Raw genomic sequence first — 17,785 nt, 5'->3', positions numbered from 1 at the left:
TTTCGGACATGACTACGCTCAATCCCTACCTCGGCTTCCGCGACAACGCGAAAGACGCCATGACCTTCTACCAGTCGGTGTTCGGCGGGGAACTGACCATGAGTACCTTCGCCGAATACCACGCCAGCGAAGACCCGGCGGAGCAGGAGAAAATCATGCATGCCCAGCTCAGGACGGACGCCGGCATGGTGCTGATGGGCGCGGACACGCCCAACAGCATGGACTACACCGCGGGCAACAACTTTTCCGTGTCCCTGAGCGGATCCAACGAAGCTGAGCTCCGCGGCTACTTCGACAAGCTGGCCGATGGCGGCACAGTCGCCATGCCGCTGGAGAAGGCACCCTGGGGCGACGTCTTCGGCATGTGCAAGGACCGGTTTGGTGTGGACTGGCTGGTAAACGTAGGCTCCGAGCCCGCCTAAAACGGGCCCTCGGCCGCGCCGGCAGTAAGGGCTATCCTGAATGCAGCCAGGACAGTGCAAGCGCGAGTCCAACCCCTGGCCAAGGGAGCCATGCAATGACCGAGAAGCTGCACCTCAGCCCGGAAGATGACTTCCCGGAGGATCTCAGCAAGTTGCCGGACAAGGATCTTCAGGTACTCGACAGCCAAGTCGAGCGCCAACTGGACTATGAGTACGTGGTGGAGGGGGAGCCGAATCCGGAGACGGAATTCCGGCACTATGACCTCGATGAGGAGTTCGAGGAGCGGGACAAACGGGACAACTGATCCGCCCGATCATCCTGAAGGGCCGGCCGCCCCGCACGGCGTCAGGGTTCTAGCCAGCAGGCTTACTAGACTGGGCTGACCACCCGGCGACGAAACGAGCCCTTCATGACCCCGGCAGCTGCCACGCGGTCCCTCCTGTACCCGTGCTCCCCGCCGCGGTCGTTTACAGCATGACCGGTCCGGTCCGCCTGGAGATTTCAGCCGCGGGCCACGCCGGCCACGTCTTCGCCTCGCGCGAAATGGCCGGCGGGTCCGCGCCCGCCGTCGTGCTCATCCACGGAATCGGCGCGTCACACCGCTACCTGCGCCGGCTGCACCGGCTCCTGGCCGGGTCGAGGGAGACCTACTCCATCGACCTGCCGGGATTCGGTGCCACCCCCAAGCCCGCGTACCAGCTGTCCATTGCCGACCACGCCCGTTACATCCTCGGCGCCATGGAACAGCTTGGCGTGGCGGAAATAGTGCTGGTGGGGCACTCAATGGGAACACAGATGGCTCTGGAAGCGGCCCTTCAGCAGCCGGAACAGATCTCGAATGTGGTGCTGATGGGTCCCGTGGTGGACCCCAGGCACGGATCCGTGGCACAGATGGGCCTGGCGCTGGGCCGTGACTGCCTGTTCTACGAGAGTCCCTCCTCGAACGCCTTGGTTTTCACCGACTACCTGCGTTGCGGCCCGTCCTGGTACTTCAAGACCCTGCAGGTCATGATGGAGTACCCGATGGAACAGAAGATCGCCGGCGTCAGCGCACCGGTCCTCGTGGTGCGCGGCGCCAACGACCCCATCGCGGATGCAGACTGGTGCCGCCGGCTGGCCGGGCTCGCCAGCCGCGGGCGGCTGCTGGAAGTGCAGGGAACCGGGCATGTCGTCCAGCACAACCGGGCCCTCGAAGTGCGGGACGGCATTCTGGCGTTTACGGGCCTTGGCGCGGCGGCGGGCGAGCCGCTGCCCGGAAGCCCGGCCTGACCGCACTGGCTGCTCGGGGCCGGGGTTAGACGTCGAAGTGGGTCCGGGTGGGGCCCTGCCCGAGTGACTCGACCACCCCGGCCGCGACGGCGTGGAGCTTGATGTTCCGGGCGCTCGAGGCCGACTTCAGGAGCTCGAACGCCTCGTCCTGGCTGCAGCGGTTCTGCGCCATGATGATGCCGACGGCGACGTCGATCACGGTCCGCGTCTCCAGAGTGGCCTTGAGGTTGGCGGCTGTATCGCTGCTGTGCGCGAACCGGACGGCGAGGCGCAGCGCCATGGACGTCTGGTGGACGAAGTCACGGGCCAGCTCCGTGGCGCGGTGATCGAACCGGCCCGGCCGGTGCGAATAGAGGTTCAGGGCGGCCCGGGTCTCGCCTTCCAGCAGGAACGGCAGCGCCAGGATCGACCGGAAGCCGTGCCCCCGCACCGCCGCGGCGTACTGCGGCCAACGGCCATCGAGTTCAAGGTCCCCAACGTGGACGGTTACCTGTTCCCGGGAAGCCGTCATGCAAGGGCCGTCACCGAAGGTGTACTGGATTTCGTCCATGGCCTGCGCGGCGGGGCTGCTGCTCGCGACGGTGGCCGCCTTCTTTTCCCGAAGAAGCGTGATGCCGCACAGGATCTCGTCCCCGGGCTCGGACAGGCTGCGCGCGGATACGCGGGCCAGCTCCCCGAGGAAGTCCTCGACGTCGGAGCTGCTGAGCACCAGTTCATGCAGCTGCTGGTTTATTGAATTTGCGGTTGACTCGCTGACCACTTATCTGTTGTGCCGTTTCACTCAGGTCAAGACGACCCGGCCGAGCTTCCCACCGCGGCAAGGGGCGGATACGGCAGCGGCCGGATCGAAGAACAATCCAACGGCTCGCTGCAAAACCGTACCGGGAGAGTATATACATCCGGGAAACGCAGGTTCCACACAGGGCTCCGGGCCGGACGGCTCCTGAACCGTTCGTCCCGGGCATAAGCTGTGCCTTAGGCGAAATGTCGCGAACGGATTCCGTATGCCAGAGCTGGACGTCAAGGACTTACCCTCCGCCCCGCTGGCGATCGCCCGCGCCGCGGGCCGGCCTGTTGGCGCCGTGTTGGCCGAGCTGGGCTCGGGCGGGAACGGACTGACGGGTGCCGAAGCGGGCAGGCGCCTGACGGAAATCGGGCCGAATGCGGTGCGGACCCACATGGCCAGCGGGTGGTCGGTGCTGGGCCGGCAGCTGGCAAGCCCCATCCTGCTCCTCCTGCTCATCACCGCCGGGCTTTCACTGTTTCTCGGGGACGCCACGAACGCGATCGTCATCGGCGTGATCCTGCTGGTCAGCGTCGGGCTGGGGTTCAGCAACGAATACCGGGCCGAACGCGCTGCGGAGGCCTTGCATTCCCGCGTCACGCACCGCGCCGTCGTCGTCCGCGACGGAAGTCCGGGCGAAATCGACGTCACCGCGCTGGTGCCCGGCGACGTCGTCCACCTGGGGATCGGCGCGATCATTCCGGCGGACATGCGGGTGCTGACGGCCAAGGACCTCCTGTGTGATGAAAGCATCCTGACCGGGGAATCGCTGCCGGTCGCCAAGGATCCTGCGCCCGTGCCGCAGGATGCCCCGCTGGCGGACCTGACCAGCTGCGTCTTCATGGGGACCGTGCTCCAGTCCGGCAGCTGCACGGCAGTGGTGGTAGCCACCGGAGGCCGGGCGGAATTCGGCCGGATTGCACTGGGCCTGGGCGAACGGCAGCCGCAGACCGAGTTCCAGCTGGGCCTCAAGCGGTTCTCCTTCCTGCTGCTGCAGGTGGCCATCGGACTGAGCTCGCTCATCTTCGTCGCGAACCTGCTGCTGCACCGGCCCGTGATCGAATCCCTGCTGTTCTCCCTGGCGATCGCGGTCGGCATCACTCCGCAGCTGCTGCCCGCGGTGGTCAGCACCAGCCTGGCCACGGGCACCCGGCAGCTGGCCCGGCGCAAGGTCCTGGTGAAGCGCCTGGTCTGCATCGAGGACCTGGGCGACATGGACATCCTGGTCACGGACAAGACCGGGACGCTGACCGAGGGCCGGATCAGCTTCACCGCCGCGCTGCCCGTCGGCGCGGGCATCGAGCCCGCTGAGCTGCTCACGCTCGGACTGCTGGCGACAGAGGCCGAATACGCCGAGGCGAGGCTCTCTACGGTCGGCCTGAACCCCTTGGATGCCGCCCTCTGGGAATCACCCGACGCGGCGGGCTTCCGGCCGGAGCGCTACGAACGCCTGGACGTCATAGACTTCGACCACCAGCGCCGCCGGACCAGCGTGCTGGTGCGCGAAGCGAACGGACCTGCCCGCATCATCACAAAGGGCTCGCCGGAAGACGTCCTGGCCCTCTGCGTGGGCACGCCGGCGGACGTGCAGGCGGTGCTGGACAAGCAGTTCGACGCCGGATCCCGGGTGGTGGCTGTCGGAACGCGACCCGCTGGCGGCTTGGAGGACCTGACGCCGCCCGACGAGAAGGACCTGGTCCTTGCCGGTTTCCTCATCTTCCTGGACCGGCCCAAAGCCAATGCACGGGCCTCCCTTGACCAGCTCGAGGCGCTCGGCATTACGGTCAAGATCGCCACCGGCGACAACGCCAGGGTCGCCGAAAAGGTCTGTGACGAACTCGGCGTGCTCTCCGGCGGGACCCTCAGCGGCGCCGCCGTGGAGGCCATGTCCGATCCGGAGCTGGCCGCCGCCGCACGGGAGGCGAGCATCTTCGCCCGCGTGTCGCCCGAACAGAAGGCGCGGATCATCCGGCTGCTGCGGCTAAGCGGCGGCGCCGTCGGGTTCATGGGCGACGGCGTCAACGACGCCCTCGCACTGCATGCCGCGGACATCGGCATCTCGGTCGACAGCGCCACCGACGTCGCCAAGGACGCTGCCGACGTCGTGCTGCTCGACAAGGACCTGGGGGTGTTGGCCGAGGGCGTCATGGAAGGCCGGCGGATCTTCGCCAACACCATCAAGTACGTTCTCATGGGCACGTCCAGCAACTTCGGCAACATGTTCAGCGCGGCCACGGCCTCCGTGGTGTTGAGTTTCCTGCCCATGCTGCCGGGCCAGATTCTGCTCAACAACCTGCTCTACGATGCCGGCCAGCTGGCCATTCCGGGCGACCGGGTGGACAAGGAACAGCTGGTGGCCCCATCGCATTGGGACATCGGCTTCATCCGGCGTTTCATGTTCCTGTTTGGCCCCATCAGCTCCATCTTCGACTTCGCGACCTTCGCCCTCATGCTTTTCGTCTTCGACGCGGTTCCGGGCGAATTCCGGGCCGGCTGGTTCATCGAGTCCATCGTGACGCAGACGCTGATCATCTTCGTCATCAGGACCCGGCGCGTGCCCTTTTTCCGGAGCAGGCCGTCGCTGGGCCTGGTCGGGGCCTCCCTGGGCGTGGTGGCCCTCGGGGTGTACCTGCCGTTCTCGCCCCTGGCCGGCGTGCTGGGCTTCGATCCGCTGCCTGTGCCATTCTTCCTCGCCCTGCTCGGGATGGCAGTGGTGTACCTGGTGCTGGTGGAAATGGCGAAAGTCTGGTTCTACTCCCGGGCCGCCCAGCAGCCTGTCTCACGCGAGCCGGCGGCGCTCCGGCACCGCGGCCAGACCCACCGCATCGGCCGCCGGGCCGCCCGCTTCAGCATCCCGGCGGCCAGGCCGCTGCTCGTCCACCGTGGCCCGGGCTGGCGCCGCCGACGCAAACTCGGGCATAAAGGCCCTCACAGGGTTTCGGGCGCGGGCGGATAGTTGGAGTCAGCGGCCACCTGGTCCTGTTCGGGTTAGGGGAACCCGTAGGAGCGCACCAGTTTCAGCAGCACACGACTGATGGCCGATGGCCCACGCTTCGACTTGAAAGCCATAGCCCATGAGCATTTTTGAAGACAGGGTCGACGCCGGCAGGCAGCTCGGCAGGCGTCTGGCGGAATTGCGTGGCCAGGACATTGTGGTCTTGGGCCTGCCGCGCGGCGGCGTGCCTGTGGCCTTCGAAGTCGCCGCAGCCCTGGATGCTCCCCTGGATGTGATTGTGGTGCGGAAACTTGGGCTTCCCTACCAGCCCGAGCTCGCCATGGGGGCTATCGGTGAAGGCGGCGCCAAAGTCCTGGACGAGGAGGTCCTGGCCCATGCGCGGATCAGCGGTGCGGAACTCCAGGCTGTTGAAGAACGCGAACGCGGCGTGCTGGAAAACCGGGTGGTCCTGTTCCGGAAGGGCCGGACCCGGCACGACCTGACCGGACGCATCGCGGTGATCGTCGACGACGGGATCGCCACCGGCTCCACCGCCCGCGTGGCCTGCCGGGTCGCCCGCAAACAGGGTGCGGCCCGCGTGATCCTGGCCGTTCCGGTTGCCCCCGCCGAGACCCTCGCCGACCTGACGGAACCGGACGAAGTGGTCTGCCTGGCGACGCCGCGCCAGTTCACCGCCGTCGGATACCACTACCGGGACTTCTCGCCGACTGACGACGACGAGGTGTTGCGCCTGCTCGATCTTGCGGCCAAACGCGTCGAGGCCGCACCGCCGCCCTTCTGGACCTCGACGGCGACCCGCGCCGGCACTGCCGCCGACGTCGACGAGGAAGTGGAGATCCCGTCCCGCGCGGTGCGGCTCCAGGCCCAGCTGCACCTTCCGGTGCCGGCCAGCGCCGTGGTGCTGTTCGCCCATGGCAGCGGCAGCAGCCGCCACAGCCCCCGGAACCGGTACGTGGCCGGCGTCCTGCAGCAGGCCGGTCTCGGCACGCTGCTGCTGGACCTGCTGACGCCGGCGGAGGAGCGCCACCGCGCCAACGTCTTTGACATCGAACTCCTGGCCCGCAGGCTGTCCTCGGCAACGGACTGGCTTTCCACCCGGGCGGACACGGCCTCCTGCGCTCTGGGGTACTTCGGTGCGAGCACGGGAGCCGGGGCTGCGCTGTGGGCGGCGTCGGAGCCGTCGGCGCGGATCGCGGCTGTCGTGTCCCGCGGCGGCCGCCCCGACCTCGCCGGCCCGCGGTTGTCCGCCGTCAAGGCGCCCACGCTCCTGATTGTGGGGAGCCTGGACCACGAGGTCCTGGAACTGAACCGCCGGGCGAAGGCGATGATGCGCAGTCCCAGCCAGCTCGCCGTCGTGCAGGGGGCAACGCACTTGTTTGAAGAGCCGGGCACGCTCGCGGCGGCGGCCATCCTGGCGCGGGACTGGTTTGTCGACTACCTGCTGCCCCCGAACGGTGCCGGCGCGCGGGCCGCGGGCGTCTGAGGGGCCGCGGGCGTCTGAGGTGGCCAGAACCGGGGAGGGCCGGGACCACGAATCCCGCGGACCCTAGCGCCGGCGGCCCTCTGCCCTGGACCGGATCCCCAGGAGCATCCGCCGTTCCATCATGAACTGCACCGGTTCCAGCAGTGCACGCAGGGCCAGACCCTCCGCCAGGGGCGAAAAGTCGTACCGGGTGCGGGACAGCAGCCTGGTGGCCTGGGGCCCAGCAGGTCGCAACACGAACGTCCAGCCGACGTCCAGCCGGCGCCCGATGGGACGGACCCCTGCCGGCGACATCCTCCCCGTGCGCAGATCGATGGTTCCGCCCAGCCCCAGCGCCGCCCCGGACTGGATGAGCCGGACCGGAAGGCCGCCGTCGGGGGACAGCGGAACGACGTCGCCAACTTTCAGGCGTTGCAGCTCCGGGAGAATCCGGTCCGCACTCCGGATGCCCAGACCCGCGCCGCGTTCGAGCCAGTCGTAGGAGTAGAAGCCGCCCCGCCCGGCGCCCATCTGGACAAGCCACGGCCAGACCTCTGCCACCGGGGCCGCAATAGTGATCGCGCGGGTGCTTTGCATGCGCGGGGCGGGCACGATCTCGTCCCCGGCGAGCGGGCCGGCGGCCTCCTGGGTGGTAGCCCCCCAGCGCAGGAGCCGCGGCCGGACGGCCAGGACGTAGGCTGCGCCCGCCGATGCCGCAGCCAGCGCCGCGAGCGGTCCGCGCAACCGGCCGGGGACGTGCTGACCGTTCACGCGAGGGACCTCATGCGCTGGTCCGGCCCCTGGGGTCGTCCGATTCCGGCCCGACCACCACCACCGGGCAGTGGGAGTGGGCCGCTACGGCCGCGCTCACCGAGCCCATGACCTGATGGAGGAAGCCGCCCTTGCCGCGCCGGCCCACCACGAGCATTTCGGCGTGCTGGCTTTCCTCGACGAGGACCTTGGCGGGCGCCCCGAACTTGACCGAGCGGGTAAGTCCTTCCGGACGCGATTCGCCGAAGGCCCGCTCCAGTGCCTGGTCCACGAGGCGTTCGGCGGTCTCCTCCAGCTCATCGAGGGTGGGCGTTCTGTCCTCGGGCAGGTGGGAGGCCAGGAAGAAATCGGAAGTTCCCAGGCATGTGATGACTTCCAACGGGATGTTCAGAGCGGTGGACATGCGCCCGGCGAGGCGGAGCGCCGTCGTCGAAAACTCGGAACCGTCCACACCCACGACAATGCGCTGATCACCGTTCATGGTCCCCAGCCTTGCCCCTGCCCCCGGGACTGCCTAGGGCCGAAAGTCACGCGGGGCTGGGCACCGTGGCCGCCTCCGCTTAGGGTGGAACGGTGACCGCCGGCACCGGAGCAGGTGCCGGCCCCCCGGCCTGACCATGACGGTCAGCCGAGCCTGCCACCCGAGGAGTTCCTGATGAAAGTTGCTGTTACCGGAGGAAGCGGAAAGCTGGGCCGAAACGTCGTGCGGCGGCTCAGCGATGACGGGCACGAGGTGACCAACCTTGACCGCACCGGTGTGCGCGGCCCGGGCTTCACGGAGGTGGACCTGCGCAACTACGGCCAGGTGGTGGACGTGTTCCTCGGCCTGGAGGACCGCCATGCCGGCTTTGACGCCGTGGTGCACCTGGCCGCGATTCCCGCACCGGGACATGCCCCGGATGCCGCCACCTTCGAGAACAACATGCAGTCCACCTACAACGTGTTCCAGGCTGCCCGGCGGGCCGGGATCAAGAAAATCGTCTACGCGTCCAGTGAGACGGTGCTGGGGTTGCCTTTCGACGTCGACCCTCCCTACATCCCGGTGGACGAGGACTACCCCGCCCGGCCGGAAAGCACGTACTCCCTGGTCAAACACCTTGAGGAGCAGATGGCCATCCAGCTGACCCGCTGGGACCCGGTCCTGAGCATCACCGGCCTGCGGTTCTCCAATGTGATGGACCCGGAGGACTATGAGGAATTCCCCTCCTTCGACCACGACGCGCGGGCGCGCAAGTGGAATCTCTGGGGCTACATTGACGGCCGGGACGGCGCCCAGGCCGTGGCCCGAGCCCTGGAGCACGGCAAGCCCGGGTTCGAGGCGTTCATCATCGCCAACGAGGACACGGTGATGAGCCGCTCCAGCGCCAGCCTGGCCGCCGAGGTGTTCCCGAACGTCAAAGTGGTCAAGGACCTGGCCGAGCACGAGACCATGCTCTCGATCGACAAGGCCAAACGGCTGCTGGGTTACGCGCCGGAGCACACCTGGCGGAACTACCACCCGCTGCGCACCACCCCCACGGAAGACTGACCCCAACTTGAGGAGCTCCATGCAATACCGCACCCTGGGCAACAGCGGCGCCGTCGTCTCCAACTATGCGCTGGGCACCATGACTTTTGGCGCCGAGGCCACCGAGGAGCAATCCCGCGCGATCCTGGATGACTACTTCGCGGCGGGCGGCAACTTCATCGACACCGCCGACGTCTACAGCTCGGGGGTTTCGGAGGAAATCATCGGCCGGTGGCTGGCGGACCGGGACGAGGTCCGGGACCGGGCGGTGGTGGCCACGAAGGGCCGCTTCCCGATGGGCCAGGCCCCCAACGACGTCGGAACCTCCCGCCGGCACCTTGTCCGGGCACTCGATGACTCGCTGCGCCGGCTCGGCGTAGAACAGATCGATCTCTACCAGCTGCACGCGTGGGACCCTGTTACGCCCCTCGAGGAGACACTCCGGTTCCTGCACGACGCCGTCACCAGCGGCAAAATCGCCTACTACGGCTTCTCCAACTTCCTGGGCTGGCAGTTGACCAAGGCGGTCCATGTGGCGAAGGCACATGGCTGGAATGCCCCGGTGACGCTGCAGCCGCAGTACAGCCTGCTGGTCCGTGAGATCGAGTCGGAAATTGTGCCGGCCGCACTCGACGCCGGGATCGGGCTGCTGCCGTGGTCGCCGCTGGGCGGCGGGTGGCTGTCCGGCAAGTACAAGCGCGACCAGCCGCCGGCCGGGGCCACCCGTCTGGGCGAAAACCCGAAACGGGGGATGGAGGCCTGGGCGGCCCGCAACGCCGATCCCCGCACCTGGGACGTGATTGCCGAGGTGGAGCAGACCGCCGGGCGCCACGGCGTGAGCCCTTCCCAGGTGGCGCTGGCCTGGTTGGCGGACCGGCCGGCGGTCACCTCGGTGATCCTGGGCGCCCGCACCACCGCGCAGCTGGCGGACAATCTCGCGGCCGCGGATCTGCGGCTCACCGCGGGGGAGACGGAGCGGCTGACCGAGGCCAGCCGGCCGCGCGTCGGAGTCTATCCGTACGGGCCGATGGCCCAGGAACAGCGCAGCCGGAAGCTCGAGGGCGGCCGCTAACAAGGCAACGGGCTAACAAGGCAACGCGGGGTCACTTAGCGCCGGTCCGGGGGGCGCAAATGGGCCGGAAGTGACCCCGCGCTGTCATTCGGGGGAGTGCTGCCCTTCCGGGGAGGCGGGGCCGCCGGCATGATAGCTGGACCAGATGTCGCCCATTTCCTCCGTGGACTGCTCCACGATCCTGCTCATGGCGGCGTGCGCGGCGTCCGCCTCGCCGCGCTGAATGGCGCTGGCCACATCGACGTGCAGCTGCAGGGCCTCATGGTGTGGCAAGTGCGGCATGAGGCCGTGCTGGGTGCGCCCGGTGAGGACCTCAGTGACCAGGTTATGCAGCTGGGCGAACATGGCGTTGCCGGAGGCCCGGAGTACTGACGCGTGGAATTCGATGTCGAGCCGCAGGAACTCGTCCCGGTCTCCGCGCTGGCCGGATGCCCACAGCCGTGCGGCCAGCGAGACGAGGTCGCTCCCGGCATCCCAGGAAGCCCTCCCGGCGGCGAGGCGGGCGGCCGCCGGTTCGATTGCCCCGCGGAGCTCGTTCAGGGCCTGCAGCTGCTCCAGCCGCTTTGACGAGGCCAGCCGCCAGCGGATTACCTGCGGGTCGTACGCATTCCACGATTCCTCCGGCTGCACCACCGTCCCCAGCCGCCGCCGCGACTCCAGCATCCCCTTGGAGGACAGCACGCGGGTGGCTTCCCGCACCACGGACCGGGAGACGTTGTGCCGGGTCTCAATCTCGTCCAGGCGCAGGATCGAGTGCGGTGCCAGCGTCCCTTCGGCGATGGCAAGCCCCAGGTTCTGGAGCAGCACGGCGTGCAGGTCTGCTGTTGGCTCCGCCTTTGGAGTTTTCATAAATAAATCATACTGGGAGCCCCCAAGGTCTTGTATAAATCTGCTTTATTTACCTAAGATCACTTCCAGAGCAGATGTAAAGATGCATTTGCAGCCGGCTGGACAGAGACGCCCAGCCCTGAAAACCAAAGGAAGTCGTAATGAAGCGACGTTCAATTGCGAAGTACGCGGCCGTCGCCGCCGTCCTTTCCCTGGGCCTGACTGCCTGCGGCGGGGCCAGCGGCAGCGCCGACGCCAAGACCTCCGGCACCGTACGGGTCACCCTCGCCAACCACGTCTGGACCGAGGGCATCAAGGCAGCCATTCCGGAATTCGAGAAGTCCAGCGGGCTCAAGGTCGAACTGACCCAGCTGGGCGAAGACCAGCTCTCGGACCAGTACAACGTCAAGCTCAACGCCGGCAGCGACGAGATCGACGTCATGATGTACCGCCCGCTCCAGGAAGGAAAGGCGTTCGCGAAGAACGGCTACCTCGCGGACCTGACGTCCAAGGTCTCCTCGGACGCCGCGTGGGACTGGAAGGACTACCAGGAGGGCCCGGTCAAGGCCACCACCGCTGACGGCAAGGTGGTCGGCGTCCCGATCATCACCGAGCGCGAAGTCCTCTACTACCGCAAGGACCTGCTGAAGGCCGCCGGCCTGGAGGTTCCCAAGACCATGGACGAGCTCGAAGCCGCGGCCAAGGCCATCAAGGCTTCCTCCCCGGGCACGGCCGGCTTCGTGGCCCGCACCGGCAAGTCCGCCGCCGTCACCCAGTTCTCCAGCTTCCTGTACAGCTTCGGCGGCGACTTCACCGACGCCAGCGGCAAGTCCGCCGTCAACTCCGACGCTGCGAAGAAGGCCTACGCGTTCTACGGCGGCCTGATCAAGAACTACGGCCCCGCCAACGTCAGCACCGACATGAGCTGGCCCGAGGCAATGGCGATCTTCACCCAGGGCAAGGCCGCCTTCTACACGGAGGCCGACTCGCTCTACAAGAACGCCACCGACCCGGCCAAGTCCAAGGTCGCCGACACCGTCGGCTTCGCCGCACTGCCCGCCGGCCCCGCCGGCTCCAAGCCGTACAACATCCCGTCCTGGGGCCTCGCCATCAACCAGGCATCCAGCAACCAGGACAACGCCTGGAAGTTCATCCAGTGGGCCACCAGCAAGGAACGCACCCTCGAGGCACAGAAGGCCGGAGTCCCCGGACCCCGCGCCTCGGTCTGGGCGGACCAGGCCGGCACCTCCACCTACCCGAAGGACCTCGCCGAGGCCATCTCCGCCAGCGCCAAGAACGGCGTCGGGCACGACCGTCCCGAGGTTGTCACCGTAGGCAAGGCCCGCGAAATCGTGGGCGGCCCGATCGTCGCCACTATCACCGGCTCTGACTCGTCCGCCGCAGCCGACACGGCGCACGACGCCTTCCAGAAGTTCCTGGACAGCGAAAAGAAGTAGCGCCCCCGGCGCGCCAGCCAGGCTTCGCGCCTGAGCACTGCGCCTGAGCACCAAACAGCCCGGCGGGACGGCGGTCCGATGCCGTCCCGCCGCGGCCAGCTTTTCACTTCACCCCCAACTCCTTAGGTGAACCATGTCTGTATTGACCACTCCCCGCAGCGCCCAGACCCAGCCGCCGTCCGGCCGCAAGGGCGCCCGCACCCCCGGTGCACGCGAGAACTTCTCCGGCTGGGCCAACCGGCACCGCAAATGGCTCTTCGCCGCCCCCGCCATGATCTTCGTCGGCGTCCTGATCGTTTTCCCCCTCGGCTGGACCCTGTACCTGAGCCTGACCGATTCGCAGGGCTCGGTCCGGGCGGCCTCCGATTTTGTCGGCGTGCAGAACTACCTCACGGTCCTCTCCGACGTCGAACGCTTCTGGCCCGCCGTCGGCCGCACGCTGAGCTTCACCGGCGTTGCCCTTGTCTGCGAAGTGGTCCTCGGCATGTGCATTGCGCTGCTGCTGTGGCGCCCGTTCCGCGGCGAAAAATGGGTCCGCGTGGCCATCCTGCTCCCGCTCGTAGCCACTCCCGTGGCCGTCGGCATGATGTGGCGGCTGATCTTCGATCCCAACATCGGCTTCGTCAACCAGCTGCTCGGCATGGTCGGGATTCCCGCCCAGCCCTGGCTCTCCGGCCAGGACACGGCGCTCGGCACCACCATCTTCATGGACGTGTGGCAGTGGACCCCCATGGTGGTCCTGATCCTCCTGGCCGGACTGACCTCGCTCTCCGAGGAACCCGACGAGGCGGCCCGGATGGACGGCGCCAACGCCTTCCAGCGCTTTTTCTTCATCACGCTGCCCCTCATGATGCCGACCGTGATCGTCGCCATCCTGCTCCGGGGCATCGACGCCCTGAAGACCTTCGACATCCTCTACGCCACCAAGGGCAAGGGCGGCGGGTCCTTCCACGAGGTGGAAACGCTCAACGTCTACGCCTACGGGCTGAGCTTCGACTACAACCAGTACGGGCTCTCCTCCGCGGTGCTGATCCTGTTCTTCATGATCATCATCGGCTCCATGTGGCTGCTGACCATGCGCAAGAAAGCGGTAAGCAAATGACCGTACTGACAGAAAACACAGAAAACACCGAACCCCGGACCGCAGACCCCGCCCGGCCCACACCGGCGCCGCGCCCCCGGAAGCCGCTGGGCACCCGCGCGTACAAAGTGTTCCGCGTGGCGGCACTGGTGGCGGTGGTGCTGTTCCTGATCGCCCCGCTGTTCTGGATGCTGCTGGCCTCCCTCAAGACCAACGTGGACATCTACGACACCGGCAGGTCGTTCCTGTTCACCCCGACGTTCGAGAACTACGCCAATGTGCTGCAGCGGAACAACTACTTCGTCTTCATCTTCAACAGCTTCTGGGTGGCCTTCGTCTCCACTGCCCTGTCGCTGGTCCTGGGCGTGCCCGCCGCCTACGCCATGAGCCGGTTCACGATGCACCGCTCGGCCCTTGTGGTCCTGATGGCCCGCGTCATCCCCGGCGTCTCCCTGCTGGTGCCCTGGTACTACGTCTTCTCCAACCTGAAGATGGTGGGCGGCTTCGAGGTGCTGATCCTCAGCCACATGTTCGTCGCGCTGCCGCTGATCGTGTACATCATGATGAGCTACTTCGATTCCCTGCCGCTGGAGCTGGAGGAGTCGGCCCAGGTGGACGGCCTCACCCCGATCGGCGCCTTCCGCCGCATCACCCTGCCGCTCTCCGTCGCCGGCATGGCCACCGCCGGCATCCTGTCCTTCATCTTCTCGTGGAACAACTTCATGTTCGCCCTGGTGCTCTCCGGCTCCAAGACCAAGACCCTGCCGGTCGCGATCTTCGACTTCGTCTCCTACGCCAGTATCGACTGGGGCGGACTCATGGCGGCCGCCACCGTGGTCACCATTCCGATCATGATCATTGCGCTCTTCACGCAGAAGTACATCGTCTCCGGCATGACCGCTGGCGCGACCAAGGGCTAGGCAACAGATGACACTCATCAGCAGGATTGAAACGTTCCTCGTCGCTCCGCGCTGGCTCTTCGTCCGGATCGAGACGGACAGCGGGATCGTCGGCTGGGGCGAGGCGAGCTGCGAAGGCCGCAGCGAAACCGTGCGCACCGCCGTCGACCAGCTCTCCGAGCTGCTCATCGGCAACGACGCGCTCCGGATCGAGGACCACTGGCAGGTCATGACCAAAGGGTCCTTCTACCGCGGCGGGCCCATCCTGGCCAGCGCCGTGTCCGGCCTGGACCAGGCCCTCTGGGACATCGCCGGCAAGCACTTCAACACCCCCGTGCACCAGCTTCTCGGCGGCCATGTCCGGGACCGGATCCGGATGTACGGCTGGGTGGGCGGGGATGAGCCCAATGAGGTGGCGGACCAGATCAGCGCGCAGCTGGAGGTCGGGCTGACGGCGGTCAAGATGAACGCCAGCGGCCGGATGAGCCCCATCGCCTCCGTGGCCGAGCTCGACGGCGTCGTCCGCCGCGTCGCCGCCGCCCGCGAGGTCCTCGGCGACCACCGCGACGTCGCCGTGGACTTCCACGGCCGCTTCAGCCTCGCCAACGCCCGCCGGGTGGCGCCGCTGCTGGAACCGTACCGGCCCTTCTTCCTCGAAGAGCCGGTGGTCCCGGAAAACACGCACCTGCTGGGCGAGTTCACGTCCTCCACGACGACGCCGGTCTCCACCGGTGAGCGGCTCTACAGCCGGCAGGAATTCCTGCCCGCGCTGCAGGCCGGCATCGCCGTGGCCCAACCGGACCTCTCCCACGCCGGCGGCATCACCGAGGTCCGCAAAATCGCCTCGCTCGCCGAAATCTACGAGGTCCAGCTCGCCCCGCACTGCCCGCTGGGCCCGCTGGCGCTCGCCGCCTGCCTGCAGGTGGGCTTCGCGACGCCCAACTTCCTGATCCAGGAGCAAAGCATCGGCATCCACTACAACCAGGGCGCCGAAGTCCTGGACTACGTGGTGGACAAGTCCCCGCTGAAGTTCGTGGACGGACACATCGAACGGCTCACCGGCCCGGGCCTGGGCATCGAGATTGACGAGGCCGTGGTCCGGGCCGCGGACAAGCGCGGGCATGCCTGGCGCGGTCCCGTCTGGCGGCACCCCGACGGCGCCTTCGCCGAGTGGTGAACGCCGGAACGCTGGGACCGGACCTGTTGCCCCGGCGTATTTGCCCTGACGTATTTGCCCCGAAGGAGAAGCCTGACATGGAGAACACCCTGACGCCCGAACTGCTGCTGGCCGGGATCCAGGAAAGCCGGCTGGTGGCCATTGTGCGCGGCACGGACGGCGCGGCCGCCGCGAAGGCAGCCCTCGCGGCGATGGAGGAGGGCTTCCGGTATGTCGAAATAGCGCTCACCACGCCGCGGGCCCTTGAAGCCATCCGGGAAGTCCGCGCGGCCGCCCCCGCGGGCTGCTTCGTCGGTGCCGGAACGGTGCTGACGGCCCGGGACGTTGCCCGCGTCGCCGAGGCGGGCGGCCAGTTCATGGTGACCCCGTCGCTGGCAGAGTCGATTGCCGAGTCGGCCCGGCTGGCACTGCCTGTGCTCGCCGGTGCGCTGACACCCAGCGAAGCCCACGAAGCCATGAACCGCGGCGCCACGGCCGTCAAGCTCTTCCCCGCTTCCATCGGCGGTCCGGGCTACCTCAAGGCGCTCCGCGACCCGTTCCCCGGGATCCCGTTCATCGCCGTCGGCGGCGTCGGGCTGGATGAAGCCGAGGGCTACTGGGAAGCCGGCGCCATTGCCGTGGGGCTCGGCGGACCGCTGTTCGGCGATGCCGGCTCCGGCGGCGACCTCGCCCCGATGCGGGAGCGGGCCCGCGGTTTCGTGACCCTGGCCGCCGGGTTCGGCCGCCCCCGCGCGGAGAGCCTGCGGTGATGGCCGCCGTCGGCCCGGCTTTGGCTGGGGAGGGCGTCGACCTGCTGACGTTTGGCGAGTCCATGGTCTCGCTGCGGTCCACCGGCCCGTTGTCCGCCGGCGGCAGCCTCGGCATGCACGTGGCCGGGGCCGAATCGAACGTGGCCGTCGGGGTCGCCCGGCTCGGGCACAGCGTCACCTGGGCCGGGGTTGTCGGCGCTGACCCGCACGGGGAGTACATTCTGCGGCAGCTGCGCGCCGAGGGGATCGGGCTGCGGCACCGGATTGACGCGGCAAGGAACACCGGGGTGATGTTCCTTGAACAGCGCACCGCGGATGTCACCCGGGCCTTCTACTACCGCGCCGGATCCGCCGGGTCCACCCTCGGCCGGGAGGACCTGGACCGTGCCCTGGCGGCCGGGGCCCGGATCCTGCATCTGACCGGCATCACCGCCGCCCTCAGCCCCGACGCCCGCAAGGCCGTGGAGTACGCGGCCGAGCGCGCCGCCGCCGAAGGCATGGAGGTCTCCCTCGACGTCAATTACCGCAGCAAGCTCTGGACCCGGGAGGAGGCCCGCGCCGCGCTCTCGCCGCTCGCCCGGCACGCCAGCATCGTGATCGCCTCCGACGATGAGCTCGGGCTGGTCGCTGACCCGGTGGGAGCTGGCCCGGAGGGATCACCGCACCCCGGCGATGCCGATACAGATGCAGATACCGCCGAAACAGCCATGGCCGCCGAACTGCTGGAGCGCGGCGTCCGCGAAGTCGTGGTCAAGCGCGGCGCCGCCGGCGCCGGTGTCCACACCGCCGACGGGCGGTGGGAAGTGCCCGCCGTGCCTGTGACCAGCATCGATACCGTGGGCGCCGGGGATGCCTTCACCGCCGGCTACCTGTCCGCCCTGCTCGACGGCGCCGACGTCGCCGGCCGCCTGCAGCGCGGCGCCCTGGCGGGAGCCTTCGCCGTCAGCACCGAGGGGGACTGGGAAGGCCTGCCCGGCCGTGCGGAGCTGGCACTGCTCGCGACCACGCCGGGCGGAACCACCCAGCGCTAAGCCCCCCGTGCTGAACCACCCGTGCTGAACCACACTGGCGGCTATCCGGCGCGCCCGACATTCACCGACCAAGAAAGCCTGGACCTGTTGTGAAAATCATTGCCGCTGAAGTGTTCGTCACCAGCCCCTCCCGGAACTTCGTGACCCTGCGGATCACCACCGAGGACGGTGTGACCGGGATCGGGGACGCGACCCTGAACGGGCGCGAGCTCGCCGTGGCCGCCTATTTGAAGGAGCACGTCGCGCAGCTGCTGATCGGCAAGGACCCGCACCGGATCGAGGACACCTGGCAGTTCCTGTACCGGTCCTCGTACTGGCG

The 17,785-nt window shown here is 68.0% G+C and carries 17 protein-coding genes and 1 pseudogene; 14 read left to right on the top strand and 4 right to left on the bottom strand.

The features are described 5' to 3' along the window. The first annotated feature begins 8 nt into the window (after positions 1 to 8). From AC1DDH_RS13710 to AC1DDH_RS13700, 3 genes are all read left to right on the top strand, one after another. Positions 9 to 422: a VOC family protein gene (locus AC1DDH_RS13710; RefSeq protein WP_028276112.1), complete on the top strand. Its 414-nt coding sequence runs from the start codon at positions 9 to 11 to the stop codon at positions 420 to 422. Between the two features lie 95 nt (positions 423 to 517). Next, positions 518 to 727: a hypothetical protein gene (locus tag AC1DDH_RS13705; RefSeq protein WP_028276113.1), complete on the top strand. Its 210-nt coding sequence runs from the start codon at positions 518 to 520 to the stop codon at positions 725 to 727. A 143-nt stretch (positions 728 to 870) separates the two neighbouring features. Beyond that, the gene (locus tag AC1DDH_RS13700) at positions 871 to 1,692 is read left to right on the top strand and encodes an alpha/beta fold hydrolase (RefSeq protein ID WP_476887564.1); all 822 of its coding nucleotides are present in this window, start codon (positions 871 to 873) and stop codon (positions 1,690 to 1,692) included. A 25-nt stretch (positions 1,693 to 1,717) separates the two neighbouring features. Here the strand turns inward: AC1DDH_RS13700 and AC1DDH_RS13695 are convergent, their stop codons facing one another. Further along, the gene (locus AC1DDH_RS13695; protein WP_476851739.1) at positions 1,718 to 2,452 is read right to left on the bottom strand and encodes a GAF and ANTAR domain-containing protein; all 735 of its coding nucleotides are present in this window, start codon (positions 2,450 to 2,452) and stop codon (positions 1,718 to 1,720) included. A gap of 244 nt (positions 2,453 to 2,696) precedes the next feature. Between AC1DDH_RS13695 and mgtA the strand changes: the two genes are divergently transcribed. Next, complete coding sequence (gene mgtA, locus AC1DDH_RS13690; RefSeq protein WP_476955621.1) at positions 2,697 to 5,432, top strand: magnesium-translocating P-type ATPase; 2,736 nt, start codon at positions 2,697 to 2,699, stop codon at positions 5,430 to 5,432. 118 nt (positions 5,433 to 5,550) lie between these two features. Continuing rightward, the gene (locus AC1DDH_RS13685; RefSeq protein ID WP_476873386.1) at positions 5,551 to 6,915 is read left to right on the top strand and encodes a phosphoribosyltransferase family protein; all 1,365 of its coding nucleotides are present in this window, start codon (positions 5,551 to 5,553) and stop codon (positions 6,913 to 6,915) included. A 63-nt stretch (positions 6,916 to 6,978) separates the two neighbouring features. Here AC1DDH_RS13685 and AC1DDH_RS13680 read toward each other — a convergent pair whose 3' ends face one another. Both AC1DDH_RS13680 and AC1DDH_RS13675 read right to left on the bottom strand, forming a co-directional pair. Next, positions 6,979 to 7,665, bottom strand: a complete 687-nt coding sequence (locus tag AC1DDH_RS13680) for an SRPBCC family protein (RefSeq protein ID WP_476955620.1) — start codon at positions 7,663 to 7,665, stop codon at positions 6,979 to 6,981. Positions 7,666 to 7,675: 10 nt separating this feature from the next. Next, a complete protein-coding gene (locus AC1DDH_RS13675; RefSeq protein WP_223913569.1) occupies positions 7,676 to 8,146 on the bottom strand; it encodes a universal stress protein in 471 nt (156 codons plus the stop codon). 174 nt (positions 8,147 to 8,320) lie between these two features. Here AC1DDH_RS13675 and AC1DDH_RS13670 point away from each other — a divergent pair, with 174 nt between their 5' ends. Both AC1DDH_RS13670 and AC1DDH_RS13665 read left to right on the top strand, forming a co-directional pair. After that, positions 8,321 to 9,193 (top strand): NAD-dependent epimerase/dehydratase family protein, encoded by an 873-nt coding sequence (locus tag AC1DDH_RS13670; protein WP_476887560.1) that lies wholly within the window; start codon positions 8,321 to 8,323, stop codon positions 9,191 to 9,193. A gap of 19 nt (positions 9,194 to 9,212) precedes the next feature. Continuing rightward, entirely contained in the window at positions 9,213 to 10,244 is a 1,032-nt protein-coding gene (locus AC1DDH_RS13665) for an aldo/keto reductase (protein WP_476955619.1), read from the top strand. 84 nt (positions 10,245 to 10,328) lie between these two features. Here the strand turns inward: AC1DDH_RS13665 and AC1DDH_RS13660 are convergent, their stop codons facing one another. After that, entirely contained in the window at positions 10,329 to 11,093 is a 765-nt protein-coding gene (locus tag AC1DDH_RS13660) for a FadR/GntR family transcriptional regulator (RefSeq protein ID WP_476955618.1), read from the bottom strand. Positions 11,094 to 11,233: 140 nt separating this feature from the next. Here AC1DDH_RS13660 and AC1DDH_RS13655 point away from each other — a divergent pair, with 140 nt between their 5' ends. The 7 genes and pseudogenes from AC1DDH_RS13655 to AC1DDH_RS13625 form a co-directional block, all read left to right on the top strand. Beyond that, positions 11,234 to 12,529 (top strand): ABC transporter substrate-binding protein, encoded by a 1,296-nt coding sequence (locus tag AC1DDH_RS13655; RefSeq protein ID WP_223913573.1) that lies wholly within the window; start codon positions 11,234 to 11,236, stop codon positions 12,527 to 12,529. 133 nt (positions 12,530 to 12,662) lie between these two features. Continuing rightward, positions 12,663 to 13,631 carry a carbohydrate ABC transporter permease gene (locus AC1DDH_RS13650; RefSeq protein WP_476851732.1) on the top strand — a complete coding sequence of 323 codons (969 nt, stop codon included), beginning with the start codon at positions 12,663 to 12,665 and terminating at the stop codon, positions 13,629 to 13,631. Continuing rightward, positions 13,628 to 14,530, top strand: a complete 903-nt coding sequence (locus AC1DDH_RS13645) for a carbohydrate ABC transporter permease (RefSeq protein ID WP_476871358.1) — start codon at positions 13,628 to 13,630, stop codon at positions 14,528 to 14,530. Before AC1DDH_RS13650 ends, AC1DDH_RS13645 begins: the two co-directional genes overlap by 4 nt. A gap of 7 nt (positions 14,531 to 14,537) precedes the next feature. Then, a complete protein-coding gene (gene dgoD / locus AC1DDH_RS13640; protein ID WP_476955617.1) occupies positions 14,538 to 15,686 on the top strand; it encodes a galactonate dehydratase in 1,149 nt (382 codons plus the stop codon). A gap of 77 nt (positions 15,687 to 15,763) precedes the next feature. Continuing rightward, positions 15,764 to 16,435 (top strand): bifunctional 4-hydroxy-2-oxoglutarate aldolase/2-dehydro-3-deoxy-phosphogluconate aldolase, encoded by a 672-nt coding sequence (locus AC1DDH_RS13635; protein ID WP_476851730.1) that lies wholly within the window; start codon positions 15,764 to 15,766, stop codon positions 16,433 to 16,435. Further along, on the top strand, positions 16,435 to 17,466 hold the full coding sequence (locus AC1DDH_RS13630) for a sugar kinase (protein WP_476871357.1): 1,032 nt from the start codon (positions 16,435 to 16,437) through the stop codon (positions 17,464 to 17,466). Before AC1DDH_RS13635 ends, AC1DDH_RS13630 begins: the two co-directional genes overlap by 1 nt. A gap of 89 nt (positions 17,467 to 17,555) precedes the next feature. After that, positions 17,556 to 17,785 (top strand): annotated as a pseudogene (locus AC1DDH_RS13625) (bifunctional D-altronate/D-mannonate dehydratase); the annotation flags it as partial.

It is taken from the genome of Arthrobacter sp. 10T425 (assembly GCF_056393985.1).
This window is presented reverse-complemented; position numbering and strand designations above follow the sequence as displayed.